19 protein-coding genes and 1 tRNA gene are annotated in these 21,569 nt (G+C 65.1%); 6 read left to right on the top strand and 14 right to left on the bottom strand.

Annotated features, from left to right (window positions below; all coding sequences use genetic code 11):
- Positions 1 to 16 precede the first annotated feature (16 nt).
- From AC1DYS_RS14640 to lptF, 3 genes are all read right to left on the bottom strand, one after another.
- Positions 17 to 409 carry a sirohydrochlorin chelatase gene (locus AC1DYS_RS14640; protein ID WP_477900291.1) on the bottom strand — a complete coding sequence of 131 codons (393 nt, stop codon included), beginning with the start codon at positions 407 to 409 and terminating at the stop codon, positions 17 to 19.
- A 178-nt stretch (positions 410 to 587) separates the two neighbouring features.
- Positions 588 to 1,700: an LPS export ABC transporter permease LptG gene (gene lptG, locus AC1DYS_RS14635; RefSeq protein WP_477900289.1), complete on the bottom strand. Its 1,113-nt coding sequence runs from the start codon at positions 1,698 to 1,700 to the stop codon at positions 588 to 590.
- Positions 1,697 to 2,803 carry an LPS export ABC transporter permease LptF gene (gene lptF / locus AC1DYS_RS14630; RefSeq protein WP_477900287.1) on the bottom strand — a complete coding sequence of 369 codons (1,107 nt, stop codon included), beginning with the start codon at positions 2,801 to 2,803 and terminating at the stop codon, positions 1,697 to 1,699. Before lptF ends, lptG begins: the two co-directional genes overlap by 4 nt.
- A 26-nt stretch (positions 2,804 to 2,829) precedes the next feature.
- On the opposite strand from lptF, the gene AC1DYS_RS14625 reads away from it, so the two are divergent.
- From AC1DYS_RS14625 to AC1DYS_RS14610, 4 genes are all read left to right on the top strand, one after another.
- Complete coding sequence (locus tag AC1DYS_RS14625) at positions 2,830 to 4,287, top strand: leucyl aminopeptidase (protein ID WP_477900285.1); 1,458 nt, start codon at positions 2,830 to 2,832, stop codon at positions 4,285 to 4,287.
- A 94-nt stretch (positions 4,288 to 4,381) separates the two neighbouring features.
- A complete protein-coding gene (locus tag AC1DYS_RS14620; protein WP_477900283.1) occupies positions 4,382 to 4,825 on the top strand; it encodes a DNA polymerase III subunit chi in 444 nt (147 codons plus the stop codon).
- Complete coding sequence (locus tag AC1DYS_RS14615; RefSeq protein ID WP_477900281.1) at positions 4,822 to 5,265, top strand: hypothetical protein; 444 nt, start codon at positions 4,822 to 4,824, stop codon at positions 5,263 to 5,265. The genes AC1DYS_RS14620 and AC1DYS_RS14615 overlap by 4 nt, the downstream gene beginning before the upstream one ends.
- A gap of 121 nt (positions 5,266 to 5,386) precedes the next feature.
- Positions 5,387 to 6,601, top strand: a complete 1,215-nt coding sequence (locus AC1DYS_RS14610) for a branched-chain amino acid ABC transporter substrate-binding protein (protein ID WP_477900279.1) — start codon at positions 5,387 to 5,389, stop codon at positions 6,599 to 6,601.
- A 103-nt stretch (positions 6,602 to 6,704) separates the two neighbouring features.
- On the opposite strand, the gene AC1DYS_RS14605 is transcribed toward AC1DYS_RS14610, so the two are convergent.
- On the bottom strand, positions 6,705 to 7,169 hold the full coding sequence (locus AC1DYS_RS14605; protein WP_477900277.1) for a hypothetical protein: 465 nt from the start codon (positions 7,167 to 7,169) through the stop codon (positions 6,705 to 6,707).
- Positions 7,170 to 7,390: 221 nt separating this feature from the next.
- On the opposite strand from AC1DYS_RS14605, the gene AC1DYS_RS14600 reads away from it, so the two are divergent.
- Entirely contained in the window at positions 7,391 to 7,606 is a 216-nt protein-coding gene (locus tag AC1DYS_RS14600) for a hypothetical protein (protein WP_477900275.1), read from the top strand.
- A gap of 69 nt (positions 7,607 to 7,675) precedes the next feature.
- On the opposite strand, the gene AC1DYS_RS14595 is transcribed toward AC1DYS_RS14600, so the two are convergent.
- The 3 genes from AC1DYS_RS14595 to AC1DYS_RS14585 all read right to left on the bottom strand — a co-directional run bounded on the left by AC1DYS_RS14595 (position 7,676) and on the right by AC1DYS_RS14585 (position 9,166).
- Positions 7,676 to 7,766, bottom strand: a tRNA-Ser gene (locus tag AC1DYS_RS14595).
- Positions 7,767 to 7,807: 41 nt separating this feature from the next.
- Complete coding sequence (locus AC1DYS_RS14590) at positions 7,808 to 8,719, bottom strand: SPFH domain-containing protein (protein WP_477900273.1); 912 nt, start codon at positions 8,717 to 8,719, stop codon at positions 7,808 to 7,810.
- Between the two features lie 18 nt (positions 8,720 to 8,737).
- Complete coding sequence (locus AC1DYS_RS14585) at positions 8,738 to 9,166, bottom strand: NfeD family protein (RefSeq protein WP_477900271.1); 429 nt, start codon at positions 9,164 to 9,166, stop codon at positions 8,738 to 8,740.
- Between the two features lie 114 nt (positions 9,167 to 9,280).
- Here AC1DYS_RS14585 and AC1DYS_RS14580 point away from each other — a divergent pair, with 114 nt between their 5' ends.
- Entirely contained in the window at positions 9,281 to 11,545 is a 2,265-nt protein-coding gene (locus tag AC1DYS_RS14580) for an Orn/Lys/Arg family decarboxylase (protein WP_477900269.1), read from the top strand.
- On the opposite strand, the gene AC1DYS_RS14575 is transcribed toward AC1DYS_RS14580, so the two are convergent.
- The 7 genes from AC1DYS_RS14575 to AC1DYS_RS14545 form a co-directional block, all read right to left on the bottom strand.
- On the bottom strand, positions 11,515 to 13,104 hold the full coding sequence (locus AC1DYS_RS14575; protein WP_477900267.1) for a patatin-like phospholipase family protein: 1,590 nt from the start codon (positions 13,102 to 13,104) through the stop codon (positions 11,515 to 11,517). The two genes, AC1DYS_RS14580 and AC1DYS_RS14575, sit on opposite strands and share 31 nt — an antisense overlap.
- Before the next feature lie 7 nt (positions 13,105 to 13,111).
- The gene (glk, locus tag AC1DYS_RS14570) at positions 13,112 to 14,974 is read right to left on the bottom strand and encodes a glucokinase (RefSeq protein ID WP_477900265.1); all 1,863 of its coding nucleotides are present in this window, start codon (positions 14,972 to 14,974) and stop codon (positions 13,112 to 13,114) included.
- A gap of 16 nt (positions 14,975 to 14,990) precedes the next feature.
- Positions 14,991 to 16,703: an alpha-amylase family glycosyl hydrolase gene (locus AC1DYS_RS14565; RefSeq protein ID WP_477900263.1), complete on the bottom strand. Its 1,713-nt coding sequence runs from the start codon at positions 16,701 to 16,703 to the stop codon at positions 14,991 to 14,993.
- The gene (gene malG, locus AC1DYS_RS14560) at positions 16,700 to 17,590 is read right to left on the bottom strand and encodes a maltose ABC transporter permease MalG (protein WP_477900261.1); all 891 of its coding nucleotides are present in this window, start codon (positions 17,588 to 17,590) and stop codon (positions 16,700 to 16,702) included. Before malG ends, AC1DYS_RS14565 begins: the two co-directional genes overlap by 4 nt.
- A gap of 13 nt (positions 17,591 to 17,603) precedes the next feature.
- On the bottom strand, positions 17,604 to 19,142 hold the full coding sequence (malF, locus tag AC1DYS_RS14555) for a maltose ABC transporter permease MalF (RefSeq protein WP_477900259.1): 1,539 nt from the start codon (positions 19,140 to 19,142) through the stop codon (positions 17,604 to 17,606).
- A gap of 64 nt (positions 19,143 to 19,206) precedes the next feature.
- Entirely contained in the window at positions 19,207 to 20,400 is a 1,194-nt protein-coding gene (malE, locus tag AC1DYS_RS14550; protein ID WP_477900257.1) for a maltose/maltodextrin ABC transporter substrate-binding protein MalE, read from the bottom strand.
- Between the two features lie 61 nt (positions 20,401 to 20,461).
- The gene (locus tag AC1DYS_RS14545; RefSeq protein WP_477900255.1) at positions 20,462 to 21,559 is read right to left on the bottom strand and encodes an ABC transporter ATP-binding protein; all 1,098 of its coding nucleotides are present in this window, start codon (positions 21,557 to 21,559) and stop codon (positions 20,462 to 20,464) included.
- Positions 21,560 to 21,569 lie beyond the last annotated feature (10 nt).

The following is a 21,569-nucleotide window of genomic DNA, read 5'->3' as shown; positions in this document are numbered from 1 at the left end:
GACGGCCCGGATTATTTCACTTCGCGTCTGATGAGGAAGAGGCGTCGGACAAAACCAATGCAGCCTGCGCCATGGCGAGCGCCACGCTGTCGATTTCGCCGATGGCAGGCTGCAGCTTCCATGACACGCTCGGGTGGGCCTGAGCCAGCTCCGACAGCAGCGCCGGCAGGTCCTTGCGCACATGGCCGCCCGCGCCGAGAAACAACGGCACCACATCGACTTGCGTGCAGCCCAGCGCGGCGAGTTCGTGACCCGCGTCGCGCAGGGAAGGGCTCATGAACTCGAGAAACGCCAGCCGCACCGGCATCTCCGGACGCTCCTTGCGAACGATGCCAGCCACTGCTTCGAAGGGCAGCGCCCAATTCGGGTCACGCGCGCCATGCGCAAACAACAGCAAGCCGCGCTTCATGGCAAAGCGAAGCGCACATCAAGCCACGCCCAAAGGACGGGTCTCCCGGCCCGACGGGCGGGCCTTGCAGGCCGCGCCGGGCGAGGACGCCCGGCTCCTCGCCAGGCACATCTCGTCCTCAGGACGAGATGCGTCCGGGCTCGGCCCCTCGGGGGCAGGAGCAAAGCGACTGGGGGGCTCATCTGTATCGGACCAGCCAACTAAACGCCGCAAACGACATGAGGAGGTAGATGAGGCTCGGCGTGGCCGCCACCATCCATGGCGTCCAGCCCTTGAGCAAGCCCAGGTGCGCAGAGACATTGTTGAGCAGCACGAAGCTGATGCCCAGCATGATGCCGCCGAACACCTTCAGGCTCACGCCGCCAGCCCTGGCGTGCAGGTAGGCAAAGGGAAGGGCCAGGCCGACCATCACCAGGCAGGCCAGCGGGTAGAGCGCCCGCTTCCAGAACTTGATTTCGTAGCGCTGCGCAGCCTGTTCGTTGTCCGACAGGTGGGTGATGTAGCGGAACAGCTCCAGCGTCGACATCGAGTTCTCGGGCAGCACGGCGGCAGCGACCACGTTGGCCGAGAGCGTGCTGGGCCACTGATAGGTGGCGAGTTTCTCCTCGACCACGTTCAAGCGGTCGCCCGATTGACCGGCGCCGCTCCAGTCGGTGATGCTCACGTTCGACAGGGTCCATACATCTTTGGCGCCGACGCGCCCGCTGGCCGCGCCGATGCGACGCAGGAGTTGGCCGTCGCCATTGAATTCAAAGACCCGGATATTCTGCAGCTCGCCGCCCGCGGCCGCGCGCTCCACATTGATGGAGTAGGAACGCTCACCCTGCGGGGTGACGGTGTGGTCCTTCAACCAGGCACCCGAAGCGCCCAGGTTGAAGCCCCCTTTGAAGCTCGCCTGCAGCCCCGCTGCGGCGCGCTCGCTCAACGGCGCCACGTAGTCGCCGACCACGAAGGTGACCATGCCGAACACCACGCCCAACGCTGCCAGCAGCGTCAAGGCGCGGCCGGGTGCGAGGCCGCCGGTGCGCAAGATGGTGAATTCAGACGACTGCGCCAGCCGAGACAGCGCGTAGATGGTGCCGATCAGCACCGCGATGGGTGACAGCTCGTACAGATGCCCGGGCAGCTCGAGTGCGGAGTGCAGCGCGGCGTGCAGCGCGGTGTAGCCCTTGCCGATGTCGGCCAGTTCGTCGACGAAGTCGATGAAGAAGAAGAGCGACAGGAAGGCCAGTGCGACGAAGAACACGGCCGACACGATGTCGGCATACAGCAGGCGGCGAACGGTCTTCATGCTGCCGCCTTCTGCATGCCTCGCAAGCGCGGCAGCAGCGACAGGTTGGTGCCGTTATCGCGCCACCACAAGAGTCCCAGCGCCAACGCCAGCGCGCTGCCGTGCGTCATGATCAGCGCGAAGCCCATGCTCATCTTGCCGTTCGCCACCCAGGCTTGCGAGAGATTGATGAGGTTGTAGTAGATGACGAAGGCGAGCAGGGCGAACAGCAGGTTCCAGTTGCTCGCACGGCGCGGCTGCGTGGCCGAGAGGCCGATGGCCAGCAGCAGCAGGTTCGCAGCACCGAGCGTGAGCCCGAGCCGCCAGGTGATCTCGCCCTGAGCGCGCGCATCGGGGCCACGCAGCAGCTCGATGGTGCGGCGCGCCTTGGGCGGCAGCTTGTCGACATTGCTCATCGCGCGCTCACCGGCCTGCACGCGGTAGCTCTCGAAGCGGGCCACCGTCTTTTCGTTCGTCTTGAGGTTCTGTTCGTTCTGCTGTCCCTTGTCGAGCACCAGGAAGTTCGCATCGGGCGTGTTCTCGATGTGGCCGCTGCGCGCAGACGTCACCGATTCGGAATCGCCGTTCTTCGAGAGGATGAAGACGTTGCGCCCGTCGCGACCGTCTTCGCTTGCGCGCTCGATGAAGAAGACACGCTGGCCATCGCGCGAGGTCTGGAACTGGCCCGGCGCCACGCGTGACAGGTCAGAGCGCTGCTCGAAGCGGTCACGCATCTCGGTGCTGCGCTGGTTGACCCATGGCCACACGAAGAGCGCCAGCAGCGCCACCACCAGCAGCACCGGCCAGCTCACCCGCAGCACCGGCCGCACAAAGCGCGACAAGCCCACGCCGCTGGCAAACCAGATGGCCATCTCGCTGTCTCGATACATGCGGCCGAGTGTGGCAACGACCGAGATGAAGAGAGACAGGCTCAACATCGTGGGCAGGTGGCCGAGCGCGAAGTAGCCCAGCAGCAGTACCACGTCTTGCGGCGAAATGCGGCCGACGGCAGCCTGGCCCAGCGTGCGGATCAGCATCATCGTCAGCACGATCGTCAGGATCACCACCAGCGTGGCGCCGAATGTGCGCGACAGGTCTCGTCTCAGAGAGGAATCGAATAACATCGTTGGATTCTTGAATGGGCCGCATTATGGACTTCCGACACCAGATTTCTTTGCCCGGCAACTTGTCCTCACTCGCTGCAGATGCACTGTTGCTGGTACTCGCAGGTGAAGCCGTAGATGCATCGCTCGACAGCAAGCTCGCGTCTCCGCTGAGCGACGCGCTGGCCCAGGGCGACTTCAAGCTCAAGTCCGGCCGCAGCCTCTATCTGCATCGGCTGGCCGGCGTGAAAGCGCCGCGCGTGCTGGCTGCCGCTTCAGGCGGCAACGACGTCAAGGCCTTCAAATCGGCCGTGCTGCAAGGGCTCAACCAGCTGAAGGGCCTGGGTGCTCAGCATGTGGCAGTGGCCTTCGTCGGCGGCGAACTCGACGACCGGTATGCCGAAGCCGCAGCCACCGCAGCGGCTGATGCCGTCTATCTCTATCGTCACACCAAGCCCAGCGCACCACCGGCCTCCAGTCTCAACAAGCTGACACTGGTCTGCAGCAAGGCCGAAGCGAAAGCGGTGCAGGCTGGCCTGGTCCGCGGACAAGCCATCAGCGCCGGCGTAACGCTCGCCCGCGAATGCGCCAACCGGCCCGGCAACCACTGCACGCCAACGTATCTGGCAGACCAGGCCAAGAAGCTCGGCAAGTCGCATCAACTCAAGGTCGAGGTGCTCGACCGCAACGCCGTCGAGAAGCTCGGCATGGGATCGTTCCTCGCGGTGGCTCAAGGCTCTAGCGAACCGCTGCGCTTCATCGTCGCGCGCTACGACGGCGCGTCCAAGAGCCAGGCGCCTGTCGTGCTGGTCGGCAAGGGCATCACCTTCGACACCGGTGGCATCTCGATCAAACCCGCGGCCGAGATGGACGAGATGAAGTACGACATGGGTGGCGCAGCCAGCGTGCTCGGCACCTTGCGCGCCATTGCCGAGCTCAAGCCCAAGATCAACCTGATCGGCATCATCCCTTCGTGCGAGAACATGCCCGACGGGAAGGCCGTGAAGCCTGGCGACGTGGTCACCAGCATGTCGGGCCAGACCATCGAGATCCTGAACACCGACGCCGAAGGCCGGCTCATCCTCTGCGACGCGCTCACCTACGCCGAGCGCTTCAAGCCGGCGGTGGTGGTCGACATCGCCACGCTCACCGGCGCCTGCGTGGTTGCTCTGGGCCATCACAACTCCGGCTTGTTCAGCCCAGACGATGCATTGGCCGCCGAGCTGCTGGCTGCCAGCCAGGCGTCGCTCGACCCGGCCTGGCGCATGCCGCTCGATGACGAGTACGCCGACGGCATCAAGAGCAACTTCGCCGATGTGGCGAATGTCGGTTCGCGCGCCGGTGGTGCCATCACAGCGGCGCTGTTCCTCAAGCGCTTCACCGGCAAGTACCGCTGGGCCCACCTCGACGTGGCCGGTACCGCCTGGAAGTCAGGCAGCGCGAAGGGTTCAACCGGCCGCCCGGTGCCGCTGTTGACTCACTTCGTGCTGTCGCAAGTTCGCTAGTGATTGTTGTGGCCCCCACGCCGCTTCGCTTCTGCCCCCTGAGAGGGCACCAGCCGCCTTGGGGTCGCTTGGCAGCGGCTCAGTCGGACCAGCCATGACCGAGGTCAGTTTCCACTTCAACGTGCCCGACCGCATGGGCTACGCCTGCCGCCTGCTGCGCAAGGCGGTGCGTCGCGGTGCACGTGTGGTGGTGGCTGCACCAACCCAGGTCTTGACGGCACTCGATCGCCAGTTGTGGGTGTTCGAGCCGCTCGATTTCGTACCGCATGTCCACGCCCGGCCGGGGCAGCCGCCCGCTGCGCGCCTGCAAGCCACGCCGATCTGGCTGACCGAGCAGGTGCTGGAAGCGCCGCATCACGACGTGCTGCTCAACATGGGTGACGAACTGGTTGACGGCTTCGAAACTTTTGCACGTGTCATCGAACTGGTCTCGGTTGACGGGCCCGATCGCATGGCCGGCCGGGCGCGCTGGAAGCACTACAGCGACCGCGGCTATGTGATCGCCAAGCACGACGTTGCCCAAGAGGCCACGGCATGAAGGTCAACAGCCAGCCGCCGCAAAGCGTTCCGGTGCTGACCGAAGTGGTGGTGATGCCCAAGAAGGCCACACCAGAAGTGGTCCATAACGACTACCCGCCGTTCTCACCCGACCCCGCTTACGCCGAAACCGCGCCGGCTCCGTTGGGCGATTGGCCGGGCAACCCGCCGCCGCAGCCGCCCGCCCGGGCGCAGGCCGATGCCGCCTTCATCGCGCCTCCGCTGATCGATGAGGCCATGTTGACCCAGCGCGTGCTGGCCGACCTCGACAAGCAGCTCGACCTGATGTTCGAGCACCGACTGCGGGAAACCCTGTCCCCCGTGCTGGCTCGAATGACCGACACGCTGGTACGCGAGATGCGCAACCAGGTGGCTGCGAGCCTGCGCGAGATGGTCGCTCGGGCCGTGGCGCTCGAACTCGACCGGCTGCAGCGTCGCTGAGCAATTGAGCAACACCTCTTATTGCTTTCTCGCTCCGCATTCGGGATCATGGCGGCCTGTCTGAAATTGGGCATCGGCACAAGCTTTGCTAATCAGACTTTCCAACCTTTAAGGAAACGATATGAAGAGATCGATCTACGCACTCTCCGCGACGGCTACCGTTGCGTTGATGATGCTGTCGGCATGCGGCAAGAAAGAAGAGCCTGCTGCGGCTGCACCCGCGGCGTCCGCTCCTGCAGCTTCTGCTGCATCGGCTGATTCCTCCGTCATCAAGATCGGCCACGTCGCCCCCACCAGTGGTGCCATCGCTCACCTGGGCAAGGACAACGAAAATGGCGCGCGCATGGCCATTGACGAACTCAATGCCAAGGGCCTGACCATCGGCGGCAAGAAGGTTACCTTCGAACTCGTCGCCGAAGACGACGCAGGCGATCCCAAGCAAGGTACCGCAGCCGCTCAGAAGCTGGTTGACTCCAAGGTCAACGGCGTCGTCGGCCACCTGAACTCGGGCACCTCGATCCCTGCCTCCAAGATCTACAGCGACGCCGGCATCCCGCAAATCTCGCCGTCCGCTACCAACCCGAAGTACACCCGTCAAGGCTTCAAGACCACGTTCCGCGTGGTGGCCGATGACGTGCACCTGGGCGGCACGCTGGGCAAGTACGCCATCACCGAACTCAAGGGCAAGTCGATCTCTGTCGTCGACGACCGCACGGCTTATGGCCAAGGCGTTGCCGAAGAGTTCGCCAAGGGCGTCGTCGCGGCTGGTGGCAAGGTCAACACGCCTGCTCAGTTCACCACCGACAAGGCAACCGACTTCACCGCCATCCTGACTGCCATCAAGGCGTCGAAGCCTGACGTCGTGTTCTTCGGCGGCATGGACGCTGTGGCCGGCCCGATGATCCGCCAAGCCAAGCAACTCGGCATCAAGGCCAAGTTCATGGGCGGTGACGGCATCTGCTCGGGCGAACTGCCCAAGCTGGCGGGTGGCGCAATGGCCGACGGCCAAGTGGTCTGCGCTGAAGCCGGTGGCGTCGAAGGCGAAGCCAAGGCTGGCCTGGAAGAGTTCAAGACCAAGTTCAAGGCCAAGTTCAACGCCGACGTGCAGATCTACGCACCGTACGTGTACGACGCCGTGAACGTGATGGTTGCTGCCATGGTCAAGGCCGACTCGGCCGACCCTGCCAAGTACCTGCCTGAGCTGGCCAAGACCGAAGGCTACAAGGGCGTGACCGGCACGATCGCGTTCGACGAAAAGGGCGACGTGAAGAACGGTGCCCTGACGCTGTACACCTACAAGGGTGAAAAGCGCGAACAGATCGCTGTGGTTCGCTGAGCTTCAGTCATCTGTTAAAAGAAAAGGGCGCCGCAAGGCGCCCTTTTTCATTGCGGTAACCGGCAGCGCGCCGTTGGCAACTGGCCATCGTGCGCCAGTGCCTTCAGGCCCACTCTTTGAAGTCGAGATAGCGCCCGAAACGCTTGCGAACGTCGTTCGCCTCGCTGACCGTTGGCGCCGGGCGCTTCGAAAGAGGCTTTGCCGGGTCTTGCTGCGGGATGCCCTTGGCCAACACCTCTTCGACATAGATGCCGATCTCCGGCCCGAAGAGAAAGTAGAACTTGGGCACGGCACGCTTCAGCTCCCGGGCCGCATCCTCGGCGTCATCGGCATCCGCCGAGACAAATGCCCACAGCGACTCGAACAGTGCATAGCGCTGTTCGAACAGATCGAGATCGAGCCTCGCCCTCGCGACCTTCCATTGCTGGTACGCGATGTACGCGGCAATGCTGCCGATCGTGAATGCGACGAAGGCAGCGGGCACCCCGCTCAGCATCGCGAAACTCACGCTGCCCGGCTCCCACCAGCCGGGCATGGTGGTCAAGGGGGCGGATGCAACGGACGCCATCGACGGTCTCCTGCGAGCAGAAATAAAACGGGCCGACGAGGCCCGCGTTTTCTGCATTTTCGCTGAGGTTTCTACGCTCACATTCGCTGCGGCGTGACAGAGGAAAACATCATCTCCGGTTTGGTAGGACGCAGACTACGTCCGGATGGCAAGTTGCGCGACTGACAGCGTCGGTCCCTCGGTGAAGGATGGCACTCAATGCACCATCGACGGAGGTGACGATGCGCAATCCCTGGCTGACCAAGAATCCTTTCATGAGTGCCTGGTTGAGTGCGGCCAACCGGGCCACCGGGGCTGCTCGCGGTCACGCGAGTGCCGCTGCAAACCGCGAAATCGCCAAGATGCAGGCGACAGCCGTCCGCCAGATGATGGACTTCTGGACCGGCCAGTCGTTGACCAAGCCCGTGGCGCCCAGTCGGCGGAAGAAGAAGCGGTGATGGGTTCGCGAGCCTGAACGCAGGCACAAAAAACAAACGGGCCTGAGAGGCCCGTGTTTTCTAGCGTTCTGGCGGAGAGGGCGGGATTCGAACCCGCGGGGGGTTATTAGCCCCCACACGCTTTCCAGGCGTGCGACTTAAACCGCTCATCCACCTCTCCGGAAGCCGCGGATTCTAGCCGACAGATGCAACCGGCTTGATTCAGCTCGGCGTCTTCTGCTTGATTAAGGCCATCGAGGTGGCGATCAGGCCGGCGACTTCGCTCATGTTGCCGGGCACGATCATCGTGTTGTTCTTCTGGGCGAGCTGCGCAAACGCCTCGACGGCTTTCTCGGCCACCTTCAGCTGCACGGCCTGTTCGCCGCCGGGTGAGCGGATGGATTCAGCCACCTTGCGGATGGCCTCGGCCGTGGCTTCTGCCACCGCGACGATTGCCGCGGCTTCACCTTGCGCCTTGTTGATCTCGGCTTGGCGTTGCCCCTCGGAGCGGGCGATGAACGCCTCGCGCTCGCCGGTGGCGATGTTGATCTGCTCCTGCTTGCGGCCTTCAGAGGCCGCGATCAGCGCGCGCTTCTCGCGCTCGGCGGTGATCTGTGCCTGCATCGAGTGCAGGATCGCCGCCGGCGGGGTCAGGTCCTTGATCTCGTAGCGCAGCACCTTCACGCCCCAGTTGGTGGCGGCTTCGTCGAGCGCGGCGACGACCGACATGTTGATGTGGTCGCGCTCCTCGAAAGTCTTGTCGAGCTCCATCTTGCCAATCACCGAGCGCAGCAGCGTCTGCGCAAGTTGCGTGATGGCCGAGATGTAGTTCGACGATCCGTAGCTCGCGCGCATTGGGTCGGTCACCTGGAAGTAGATGATGCCGTCGACCTGCAGCTGGGTGTTGTCCTTGGTGATGCAGACCTGGCTGGGCACGTCGAGCGGCACTTCTTTCAGCGAATGCTTGTAGGCCACGCGCTCGACGAAGGGCACGACGAACTTGAGGCCCGGCGTCAGCGTGCGGTCGTACTTGCCGAGACGCTCGACCACCCAGGCGTTTTGCTGCGGCACGATCTTGAAGGTCTGAAAGATGAAGATGGCGGCGATGACCGCGAGAACGAGTGCGATTTCCATGGGATACCTTCTGTGGGATCAGTGGGATGAGAGCGGCGCGAGAACGAGCCAATTGCCTTCCACGGCCTTGACTACGTGCTCGCCGGATGTCATGGGAGCCCCGGCCTGCAGCCTGGCCGTCCAGGTCGAGCCACGGTAAGAGACCTTCGCGGTGCGGTCGGCCGCCCAGGCTGTCACGTTGACCCGTTCGCCGATGTCGAGGTTCACGTCGCGGTTCTCGGCCACGGGCCCGGACCGCGGTTGCTGCATGCGCCGCCAGTGCCATACCGCCGTGGCACCGCCACCGACGATGGCGGCGGTGGTGATCTGCAGGCTGGTGGGCAAGCCCAGGTGCGCAGCGATGGCACCGGCCGCGAGGCCCAGCGCCACCATCAGCAGATAGAAGGTGCCGGTGGCCAACTCGGCTGCAATGGCCGCGCCGGCCAGTACCCACCAGGCAGTCGACATCGACAGCTCCATGGCTTCTCCTCAGGTTCAAGTGGCCGCAGTGTATGACGCCACGCAGGTGTAACCCAGTGGCTCTACACTTCGCGCTCTTTCGCTTTCAGCCCCGGGATTGCCATGCTGCGCTTTCGTTTTCCCATCGTGATCATCGACGAGGATTACCGCTCCGAAAACACCTCGGGGCTGGGCATTCGCGCCTTGGCAGAAGCCATCGAAAAAGAGGGCTTCGAGGTGCTTGGCGCCACCAGCTACGGCGACCTGTCGCAGTTCGCGCAGCAGCAAAGCCGGGCCAGCGCGTTCATCCTGTCGATTGACGACAACGAGTTTGCCGACGGCCCGGATCTCGACCCCGCCGTGCTCAGCCTGCGCAAGTTCATTCAGGAAATCCGCTTCAAGAACGCCGAGATTCCGATCTACCTTTACGGCGAAACGCGCACCTCGCAGCACCTGCCGAACGACGTGCTGCGCGAGCTGCACGGCTTCATCCACATGTTCGAGGACACGCCCGAGTTCGTGGCGCGCCACATCATCCGCGAGGCCAAGAGCTACCTCGATGGCCTGGCGCCACCGTTCTTCCGCGCGCTGGTCGACTACGCGCAAGACGGCTCCTACTCGTGGCACTGCCCGGGTCACTCGGGCGGCGTAGCCTTCCTGAAGAGCCCCGTCGGCCGCATGTTCCACCAGTTCTTCGGCGAGAACATGCTGCGCGCCGACGTGTGCAACAGCGTCGACGAGCTCGGCCAGCTGCTCGACCACACCGGCCCCATCGCGGCCTCGGAGCGCAACGCGGCGCGCATCTTCAACGCCGACCACTGCTTCTTCGTCACCAACGGCACCAGCACCAGCAACAAGATGGTGTGGCACCACGCCGTGGCGCCGGGCGACGTGGTGGTGGTCGACCGCAACTGCCACAAGAGCATCCTACACGCGATCATCATGACCGGCGCGGTGCCGGTGTTCCTGCGGCCCACGCGCAACCACTACGGCATCATCGGCCCCATCCCCGAGAGCGAGTTCTCGCCGGAGGCCATCAGGAAGAAGATCGCCGCCAACCCGCTGCTGAAGGGCGTGGACGCGAAGAAGGTGAAGCCGCGCATCCTCACGCTGACGCAGAGCACCTACGACGGCGTGCTCTACAACACAGAGACCATCAAGCACTCGCTCGACGGCTACATCGACACGCTGCACTTCGACGAAGCCTGGCTGCCGCACGCCGCCTTCCACGAGTTCTACGGCACCTACCACGCGATGGGCCGCAAGCGCCCGCGCCCGAAGGACCAGCTCGTGTTCGCCACCCAATCGACGCACAAGCTGCTGGCTGGCATCAGCCAGGCTTCACAGGTGCTGGTGCAAGACTCGCAGACCCGCAAGCTCGACCGCCACCTCTTCAACGAGGCCTACCTGATGCACAGCTCCACGAGCCCGCAGTACGCGATCATCGCGAGCTGCGACGTGGCCGCCGCGATGATGGAAGCGCCCGGCGGCAAGGCGCTGGTGGAAGAGAGCATTCTTGAAGCGCTCGACTTCCGCCGCGCCATGCGCAAGGTCGACAAGGAATACGGCAAGGACTGGTGGTTCAAGGTCTGGGGCCCCGAGAAGCTGGCCTCCGACGGCATCGGCAAGAGCAGCGACTGGGTGCTGAAGGCTGGCGAGAAGTGGCACGGCTTCGGCGACCTGGCTGAAGGCTTCAACCTGCTCGACCCGATCAAGAGCACCATCATCACGCCGGGGCTCGACATGTCCGGCAAGTTCGCCAAGACCGGCATCCCGGCGAGCATCGTCACCAAGTTCCTCGCAGAGCACGGCGTGGTGGTCGAGAAGACAGGGCTGTATTCCTTCTTCATCATGTTCACCATCGGCATCACCAAGGGCCGCTGGAACACGCTGCTCACGGCGCTGCAGCAGTTCAAGGACGACTACGACCGAAACGCGCCGCTGTGGCGTGTGCTGCCGGAGTTCGTGGCTTCGCACCCGCGCTACGAGCGCATGGGCCTGCGCGACCTGAGCCAGGCCATCCACGAGGCCTATGCCAAGAGCGACATCGCGCGCCTCGTGACCGAGATGTACCTGTCGGACCTGCAGCCGGCGATGAAGCCGAGCGACGCCTTCGCGCGCATCGCCCACCGCCAGACCGAGCGGGTGCCGATCGATGCCCTCGAAGGCCGCATCACCGCCTCACTGGTGACGCCGTACCCGCCGGGCATTCCGCTCTTGATCCCGGGCGAGCGCTTCAACAAGAAGATCGTCGACTACCTGCGCTTCACGCGCTCGTTCAACGCTCAGTTCCCGGGCTTCGACACCGACGTTCACGGCCTGGTGGAAGAGGTCGACATCAACCCCGAGACGCACAACTACTTCGTGGATTGCGTCAAGGACGACTGACTTGGCGTGGCGACAACACCGGCCGCACGCCGGCGCTGATATTTCGTGAGCGCCGTGCGGGCCCAGGCCGTCAGGTCGCGCGTCGAGAACGCGATGACCTTCAGTCGCAGTGTGATCGACAGCAGCACCACGACCGGCAGCACGATGGGGCCGGCGAGCACGCCGATCCACTGCCGCATGTTGTAGAACATCGCTCCGCGCCGGGGCGCGTGGAACTGCCACAGCCAAAGAGCACCACCCAGCCACGCCAGCGCCAGCAGGCCATTGCTGGACAGTGCACGAGAAGCCCGCGGAATCAACGCGATGCCCGACACCCAGGCCAGCTTCGAGATCAGCACCAGCACCAGCACGGTCAGCGCCAGCATCAGGAGCGAGGTCAGGCTGACCGCGATGGACACCGGCGAGCGCTTCTGCATGCCGGCAAAGAGCAGATGCTGGCCGCGCTCCAGGTCGTCGAGGCACGCCTCGCGGCTGTCGGCCAGCTGCAGCTTCATGTCAGGCGACAGCTGTTCGGGCTCGGCCCGGCTCATCGTTTCCCACAGCGCCAGCATGTCGTCGTGCGAGCAGTTGAGCGGGATGTCGGGCTGGCCGGTGGTGCTCTGGTAGCCGGCCAGGAACAACAGGTGCGCTTCGGTGGCGGCAAAGTCGTCGAGGTCGGTTCTCAAGGCGCGCAGGTGCGACCACCAGTCAAGCCCGCTCGGTTGCGCCACCGGGTCGCGCAACGAGATCAGCGTGCAGTTGCGCATGCGCAGCACGTCGCCACGGGTCTGCTCCATCATCAGGTCCATGGCCCGCATGGGCGTGGCCCAGCCGTCGATGGGGTTCATCGGCAAGACCGGCGCCGAGGCGTCGATGCAGACAGCCGTGCCGATGGCCGGGTCGAGCTCACGCAGGCCGTGGTTGTCGAGCACGCCACCGTCGCCCAGGTGGTACGCCCCGCAGCGGATCGGCTCGAACACGCCCGGCACTGCGCTGGATGAGGCCACGGCCTTGGCCACCGGCAGGTCCTTCATCGACAGGTAGTTGGCATCGGGCTGAAACGGCAAGCCCTTCTGGCCGATGACGACCACGCAGCGGTTGCCCTGGGCGTAGTCGGAGCACGCGATGCGCCACTCGGGCAGCGCAGCCGGCCAGGCTTCCTTTGACGTGGCGCGGTGCAGGGTGCTCAGCCAGCGGCGGGTGATGCGCGCCATGGCCAGCGAAAAGCCGAACTCATTGCGCACCAGCCCGCTGCTCAGCGCCCGCACCGACGCCAGCACCCGCAGCCGCGGGTTGTGCCGCGTCTTGCGGAACAGCGTCTGCTGTGCGCGCAGGGCGCAGCGCGCGAGTTCCTGGTCGTCGACCGTGCCTCGCTTCAACGCCCGCATCCACTCCTGGAAGAAGAAGCCGGCCGCGATCGAGCCGCCCGAGATCGTCACCAGGAGCTTCAGCTCGCGCAGCCGGCCCTGCGCCGCCAGCGCGTGCAGGGCACCCAGATGGAAGAAGGCGGCACGAAAACCGCCCCCAGACAAGGACAGCTGCTGGATCGGCTCCAGCGGCAACAACTCTGCGTCAGTCATGCGAAATTCAGTCGATGTGGGAGATCAGCACGCCGGGCGCCGGCGTCTGCTGCTTGCCGTGCGGCCCGGGGGCTTCGGCAATTGTCGGTGCACGCCGCACTGCCAGGCCGACCGCCACCATGTCCACCACGAGCAGGTGAAGAATGCGCGAGATCATCGACACGAAGATCGAGCTGTCTTCGGTGTGTTCCACCGCGATGCACACGTCGGCCTTCTTGGCCAGCGGCGACTGCTTGGACGTGATCGCGATGACCTTGGCGCCGCAATCGTGGGCCACCTGGGCGGCGCGCACCAGCTCGGCCGTCTGGCCCGAGCTGGAGATGAGCACGGCAACGTCCTTCGGCCCCAGCGCCTGGGCGGCCATGGCCAGCATCACCGGGTCGGTGTGCGTCATGACGGGGATGCGAAAGCGGAACAGCTTGTGCTGCGCATCGAGCGCCACCACCGACGAGTTGCCGATGGCGTAGAGCTCCACGCGCTGCGCCTCGCGCAGCAGGCCGATCGCGCGGTCGATCGACTCGACGTTCAGCGACTCGCGAAACTGCACGATCGACGAGATCGTGTTGTCCAGCACCTTGGCGCAGAGATCGGGCGTGGCGTCTTGCCGGCGCACCTGGGTGCGCTGCAGCGGGATGGTGCCGGTGAGCCCCGAGCCCAGCTTCAGCTTGAAATCGGCCAGCCCTTCAAAGCCCAGCGAGCGGCAGAAGCGGATGACGGTCGGCTGGCTGACGCCAGCCAGCTTGGCGATGGCGCCGATGGGGTCGTTGAGCGCGGTGCGCGGGTTCTCGAGCACCACGTTGGCCACGCGGCGCTCCGCGGGAGACAAGGTGTCGCGCGCGCTGCGAATGCGCTCCAGCAGCGGGTTGCCGCCATCGCGTTCGGGAGCGTGCTCAGGGGCATGCTCCGCCAGTAGCGTCGACACGCCGTGGAACGCCAGATTCTCTGCTGTCAGCACATAGGTCGGGATGCGCCCGAGGTAGGCCGCAAAGCGTCCCTTGGCCTCGAAGCGCTGGCGAAACGGAGAGCGGTAGAACAGCTCGCCCAGCCGCGGCAGCATGCCGCCGCCCACGTAGATGCCGCCGGTGGCGCCGAGCGTGAGCGCCAGGTTCGAGGCCACCGTGCCGAGCATCGCGCAGAAGCAGTCGATGGTGTCGACACATGCCGCGTCAGTGCCTTGCTGCGCGTGCTGCACGATCTCGGCGGTACCCAGTCCGGGGGGCGACGACGCATGGCCATCGCGCAGCGCTTCGTAGATCAGCTCGATGCCGGGGCCCGACACCAGTCGTTCGGCCGACACGTGCGGCATCGTCTTCCACAGGTGGCGCAGCACGCGCATCTCGCGCTCGTCGTTCGGCGCAAAGCTCGTGTGGCCGCCTTCGGTGGCGAGCGTGACCCAGCGGTCGTTGGTGGGGATCAGTGCCGACACGCCGAGGCCGGTGCCTGGGCCGATCAGCCCGATCACGCCGTCGGGTGCCGGCTCGCCGCCGCCGACTTGCACGCGGCCCTCAATGCCGACGCCGGGCAGCGACATCGCGAGTGCCGTGTAGTTGTTGACCACCAGGAGTGTGTGGAGCCCGAGCTGCTGCTGCACCTCTTGAATGGAGAAGGCCCAGTCGCGGTTGGTCATGCGCACCGCGTCGCCGTCGATCGGGTAGGCGATGGCCATCGCGCCGTGGTGGGGCGTCACGTCGGGCACGCTGTCGAGGTAGGCCCGCACCACCGAGATGAAGTCACCGTAGTCGGCACACGGCAGCACGGCGATGCGTTCGAACTGGCCGCGTTCCCGCTCGATGCAAAAGCGGGCGTAGGTGGCGCCGATGTCAGCCAGCAGGCGGGGTGGTGTGTCGGGCGTGTCGTCGGGCGGTGGCATGAGGGAGCCTGGAAAGTCAGGGCGGCTGGCGCTCGAGAAGCACCCAGCGGTGGGCATCGATGGTGACACGGCCGTTTCGCACCGCGGCCGTCTGGCCGGAATAGGCGTCGCGCAGGCGCTCGCCTTCGGCGAAGACGCTGCCGACAGGCAGCTGTTGTGACCCGCTTACGTTCCATGCGATGACGACGCGGTCGCCGCTGGCGGCGTCGACGCGGCTGAAGACATAGGGCGTGTCGGCCAACATCTCGTGCACACCACGCGCGAGGGCCACATGCCGCGCGCGAAAGTTGCCGAGCTTGCGCCAGTGCGCCAGCAGCGCGGTGTCGATGCTGTTCCAGTTCATGTCCGAACGCGTGGCCTGCTGCAGGTCGGACGCCGGTGCCGGCCCGGGGGCGCGAGCGCTTTCGTCGCCGTAGAAGATCTGCACGCCGCCGGGCGCGAGCAGCAGCGCGGCACCGGCCATGTCGAGCCGCTGTCGATCGAACAGCTCGGTGTCGTGCGACGAGATGTAGCTCAGCGTGTTGTAGCCCGGCTGGCCGGCGAGCAGGCGGCTGTAGCTCGCGAACAGAGCCTCGGGTCGGGCGAAGGTGCTGCCTTGTTTCTGCAAGTCGAAGTTCAGCAGCGCTTCGAAGCCGGAGTCGTGCAGCGGCGAGCGTTCGGGGCCTTGCCCCCAGTACTCACCGACCATCCAGAACGGTTCGTCGTCGATCTTCTTGCCGGGGTTTCGCGCCTTCCAATCGGCGAGTGCGCGCGTCGCAGATGTCTTCAGCTCGGCCCAGGCGGCCGGTTCGACGTGCTTCACCGTGTCGGCGCGAAACCCGTCGATGCCGTATTCGCGCACCCAGTCGCTGAGCCAGCTGACCAGGTAGCCACGCACAGTGGTGTCTGGCCGGTCTCGCGTACGCGTGTCGGGCTTGCGCCGCAGGAAACTCGGCAGCTGGACCTTCTCGGTGCTTTCTGTGCGGAAGTCCGGCAGGAAGGCGAGTTGCATCGTGAGGTCGTCCCGGCCGCCATCAAGGTAGCCGGGAAGGCCTGCGCGTACCCAAGGCCGCCCCCACCAGTCGGCAAAGGCGAAATTGTTGTAGTCGATGTAGTCGTGGTAATCGCGCAGCGTGGCGCGCTCGGCCCCCGGCCACAGCACCTTGAGGCCGACGTCTCGCGCGGTCTGGATGTCGAGGTAACCGGGGTGATTCATCACCACGTCGAACAGGATGCGGATGCCTTGTGCGTGCGCGGTGTCGACCATCTCGCGCAACTCGTCGGGCGTGCCCATGTTCTTGTCGAGCAGCGTGTAGTCGAGCGCGTAGTAGCCATGGTAGGCATAGTGCTTGAACGCCTTGTTGCCGCCGATCACCCAACCGTGGATCTGCTCGTACGGCGCGGTGATCCAGATCGCGTTGACGCCGAGTTCCTTGAACCAGCCTTCACGCAGTTTGTCGGTGAGGCCTTTGAGGTCGCCGCCGTGGAAGGTACCCACGTCGTCTTGCAGATTCGCTTCGCGCTGGCGACCGTAGCTGTGGTCATTGGCCGGGTTGCCGTTGGCGAAGCGGTCGGTGATGACGAAGTAGACGATGGGGTTGTCGGCGAAGCGGCCGGGGACGGTGGCGGGGCCGCTGACGGGGGCCGAAGCAAGAGGTGCCGATGCTGGCGGCACGCTCGCGCACCCACCAAGGCACACCAGCAAGCACAGTGCAAGAACGTGCCGCAGGCGGTGGCCGAAGAAGGTCATCCCTTCAGTCCTCCTGCCGTCAAGCCCGAAATCATCCATTTCTGGGCGAGGATGAACACCACCGTGATCGGCAGGCCCGACAGGATGGCCGCGGCCGCGAAGTCGCCCCACAGGTATTTCTGTTCGTAGAGGAACAGCTTGGAGCCGACCGCCAGCGTGAGCTTGGCCTCTTCATGCAACAGGATCGACGCGACCGGGTACTCGATGATCGCGCCGATGAACGCGAGCAGGAACACCACCATCAGGATGGGCACCGCCATCGGCAGCAGCACCAGGCGGAAAGCTTGCCACGGCGTCGCGCCGTCGACCTTGGCCGCCTCTTCGATCTCGATGGGCACGGTGTCGAGGTAGCCCTTGATCGTCCACACGTGCAACGCGATGCCGCCGGAGTACGCGAGCAGCAGCGAGGCATGGCTGTCGATGCCGACAGAGGGGAACACGCTGCCCAACCGGTCGAAGATGGCGTAGATCGCTACCAGCGCCAGCACCGACGGGAACATTTGCATCAGCATCAGCCCGGCGAGCGACGCCTGCTTGCCGCGGAACTTCATGCGAGAGAAGGCGTAGGCCGCTGTGGTCGACAGACTGAGCGTGACCAAGGCCGTGAGCGCGGCGACCTTGACCGAGTTCCACAACCACAGCAGCACCGGAAATTCGGGCCGCACGACCCGCCCGTCGGGCGCGGTGTACGAGATGCCGAGCGCGAGCTTCCAGTGCTCGAAGCTGATGTGCTCCGGGATCAGGCTGCCGGCCGCAAAGTTGCCCGGCCGCAGCGAGATCGACAGGATCATCAGGAACGGGAAGATCACCAGCAGGATCAAGCCGATCAAAAACGCGTGCGCAGCCAGCACGCGCCAGCGGTGGGATTTGTCGAGGACGATGGCCATGTTGCGTGTTGCCTTAGCGCTTGTCGTCGTGTGCGATGCGGGTGAAACGCATCTGCAGCAGCGAGATGCCGGCCACCATCACGAAGATCACCGTCGAGATGGCCGCGGCGAGGCCGTATTGCGCACCCGAATCCTGGAAGGCGATGCGGTAGGTGTACGACACCAGCAGGTCGGTGGTGCCGGCCGGCACGCTGGTGTCGAGGAAGTCGGGCCGCCCGCCGGTCAGCAGGCTCACCAGCACGAAGTTGTTGAAGTTGAAGGCGAAGGCCGAGATGAGCAGCGGCGTCAGCGGCTTCATGATCAACGGCAGCGTGATGCGCAAGACGTTGGTCAGCGGCCCCGCGCCGGCCACGGCCGAAGCTTCGTACAGGTCGGCCGGGATGGCTTTGATGAGCCCCATGCACACGACCATCATGTACGGGTAGCCGAGCCACACGTTGACGATCAGCAGCATCACTTTCGCCAGCAGCGGGTCCGAGAACCACGCCGGCCGGATGCCGAACAAGGCCTCGAGGATCAGGTTGATCTCACCGAAGTTGTTGTTGAACAAGCCCTTGAACACCAGGATCGAGATGAAGCCCGGCACGGCGTAGGGCAGGAACAGCATCGTGCGGTACAGGCCCGTGAAGCGCAGTGCGTCCCAGTTGAACAGTACGGCGAGGAACATGCCGAGCGCCGCGCCGAAGAACACCGTGAGCGCCGAGAACACCACCGTCCACACGAAGATGCGGATGAAGGGCTGCCGGAAGGCCTGGTCGGTGAAGATGCGCTGGAAGTTGGCCCAGCCCACGCCGACCTGGAAGCCCGGCTGCACGCGCTCGCCATTCGCCGTCTCGTAGAAGCCGGTGTCGAAGTTGGGCCGCAGGATCGAGCCGTCTTGCTTGTTGAGCAGACCGCCGTCGGCCTGTTTTTCGTACAGCGGTTGCACCGGGCCGAACTGGCGCAGGCCGGTCATGCGCAGCTTGCGGCCGTCGGGAAGGATGGCTGTGAGCGCCTTGAGTTGCGGCTGCCTGGCGATCACATCCTTGAGTTGGACCGGGTCGCCGAGGGCCGCCTTCAGCTGCTCGGCGGGTTCGACCTTCAGGTCTTGCGGATCAGTGTTCTTGAGTGCGATGGGCAGCGACACGTAGGCATGGCCTGCGTCCGCGTCTGCTAGCCGAACCCGGAACTCGCGGCCGTCGGCATGCAGCGTGAACGCCAGCGGCTCGCCTTCGGCCTGGTAGGTCTCGTCGAGAAAGTACTGGGTGGCCCGCGGGAACTTCAGCAGGTTCTTCGAGCTGTAGTTCGTGAAGCCGATGCTCATGGTGTAGATCATCGGGAACACCACGAAGATCAGCGCCGCCGCGATGCCGGGGAACAGGTAGCGATACGCGTAGGTGCGCGGTGAGGTGTAGACCCACAGCGCCAGCGCCGAGATGATGAGCATCGTGCCGGCCAGCAGCGTTTCGCCGGCGGCGTGCACCAGCGTCACCATGTAGAGCGCGGCCAGCAGCACCACGGCCAGCAAGACCGATGGGGACCAGCGTTTCAGGGCCGATGGCGCAGGGTTCATGAGGGCAGGGCGGAACAAGAAGACCACCGGGACGCCGTAAGCGTCTCCGGTGGCAGATCTCAGATCACTTCGCCGAGATGCGCTTGGCCGCGGCGTCGAGCGCTTCCTTGGGCGACTGGCGGCCTTCGGTCATGTTCTTCAGCGCCGATTCCATCGACGACCAGAAGCGGCCCATCTCCGGGTTGTTGGGCATGGGCGAACCGTCTTGCGCGCTGGCCATGGTGGCCTGGATGTTGGGATTGCTCTTGAGCTCGGCGAACAGCGCCTTGCTCGCGGGCGTTCCCAGCGGCACGTCGTTGTTGACGGTCTTCAGGCCATCGATGCTGAGCAGGTGGTTCTCGATGAACTCGACTGCCACGTCGCGGTTCGGCGAGGCCTTGGAGATCATCGCCCCGAGCACGCCGACGAAAGGCGCTGCCTTCTTGCCGCCCACGGTCGGGATCTTGGCGACACCGAAGTCGATGTTGGCCTTCTTCAGGTTGTCCCACGACCACGGGCCGTTGATCATCATCGCGACCTTGCCCTGTGCCATGCCGGCTTCCATCTCGGCGTAGCCGGCGCCCTTGGTCATGACGCCGTCCTTCACCATCTTGGCCAGCAGCTCGGCGCCTTTCAATGCGCCGGCGTTGTTGACACCGGTGTCGGCTGCGTCATAGCTGCCGTCGGCCTTGGGCTTGAAGGCATAGCCGCCGTTGGCGGCCAGCAGCGGCCAGGTGAAGTAGGTGTTGTTGTAGTCCCAGAGGATGGCCTTCTTGCCCTCGGCCGAGAGCTTCTTGTCGAGCGCGATCACTTCCTCGAAGGTCTTGGGCGGCGTGCTCACCAGCTTCTTGTTGTAGACCAACGAGACGGCTTCGACCGAGAGCGGGTAGCCCCAGGTCTTGCCGCCCACGGTGAAGGCCTTCCAGGCCAGCGGGTCGATGTCGGCCTGAACTTTCTTGCCGGGAGTCACCGTCTGCAGCAGGCCGCCGGCAATCCATTCGCCGATGCGGTCGTGCGGCCAGATCCAGATGTCGGGGCCCTTGCCGGCGGCTGCCGCCTGCGCGAACTTGTTGGGCGCGTCTTCCGGGTGCTCGACGGTGACCTGCACCCCGGTTTTCTTGGCGAACTCTTCGCCGATCTTGGCGATGCCGTTGTAGCCCTTGTCGCCGTTGATCCAGATCAGCAGCTTGCCGGCTTCGGCAGCGTGTGCCCAGGGGGCACCCAGGGCCAGTACCGCGGTAGCGGCGAGCAGCTTGAGTTTGTTGCGTGAGTTGATCATCGTTGTCTCCTTCGGTGGGTGCCTTGTGGGCTGTGTGTGACGAGGAATCGGATGCTTGTTGTCAGGCGAGCGGCGGCAGAGCGAGGCCCTCAGCGTCGAACAGATGGCAGCGCGTGGCCGGCACGACCAGGTAGGCGGTTTCGCCGCTCACGAGCGGGTTGTCGGGCGTGGTGCGGGCAACCAGCGGGCCGGTGGCTCCGGCCACGTCAAGGTAGAGGTGGGTGGTGTCGCCCAGGTGTTCGGCGAGCTGCACTGTGCCGTGCAGGCCGTTGGCATCGGCAGTGCGCACGGCTTCGAGGTGCTCGGGGCGCACGCCCAGCGTCACGGTGTCACCGGGCTTGAGGCGGCGAGCGTCGATGGCGGCGTTGATGGCCGTGCCGTCGGGCAGGTGGACTCGCGTGCCGCGGTCGGTCGCCGACACCAGCGTGGTGGCGATGAAGTTCATCTTCGGCGAGCCGATGAAGCCGGCGACGAACAGGTTTGCCGGCCGGTGGTACAGGTCGAGCGGCCGGCCCACCTGCTCGATGCGGCCGGCGTTGAACACCGCGATGCGATGCGCCAGCGTCATCGCCTCGACCTGGTCGTGCGTCACGTAGACCATGGTGGTCTTCAGTTCCTTGTGCAGGCGCGCGAGCTCGACTCGCATCTGCACGCGCAGCGAGGTGTCCAGGTTCGACAGCGGTTCGTCGAACAGGAAGACGCCCGGCTTGCGCACGATGGCGCGGCCAATGGCCACGCGCTGCCGCTGGCCACCCGACAGCGCCTTGGGCTTGCGGTCCAGCAAGTGCTCGATCTGCAGGATCTGCGCGCCGCGCTCGACGGCGGCCTTCATCTCGGCCTTGCTGAAGCCCGCCAGCCGCAGGCCGAAGGCCATGTTCTCGGCCACCGTCATGTGGGGGTAGAGGGCGTAGCTCTGGAACACCATTGCGATGCCGCGCTTGGCGGGCGGCGCCTCATTGACGAGTTCGTCGCCGATGAAGAGCTGCCCGGAGCTGATGTCTTCCAGCCCCGCAATGCAACGCAGCATGGTCGACTTGCCGCAACCCGAGGGGCCGACGAAGACGATGAACTCGCCGTCGGCGATCTCCAGGTCGATGCCGTGCAGGATCTCGACGTCGCCATACGCCTTGCGCAGGCCCTTGAGTTTGAGGTGCGCCATCGTGCCCCGC

The sequence above is a fragment of the Rhizobacter sp. P2_G4 genome, assembly GCF_056403575.1.
Note: the sequence above shows the minus strand (reverse complement) of the source record. Positions and strands in the feature narration are given on the sequence as shown.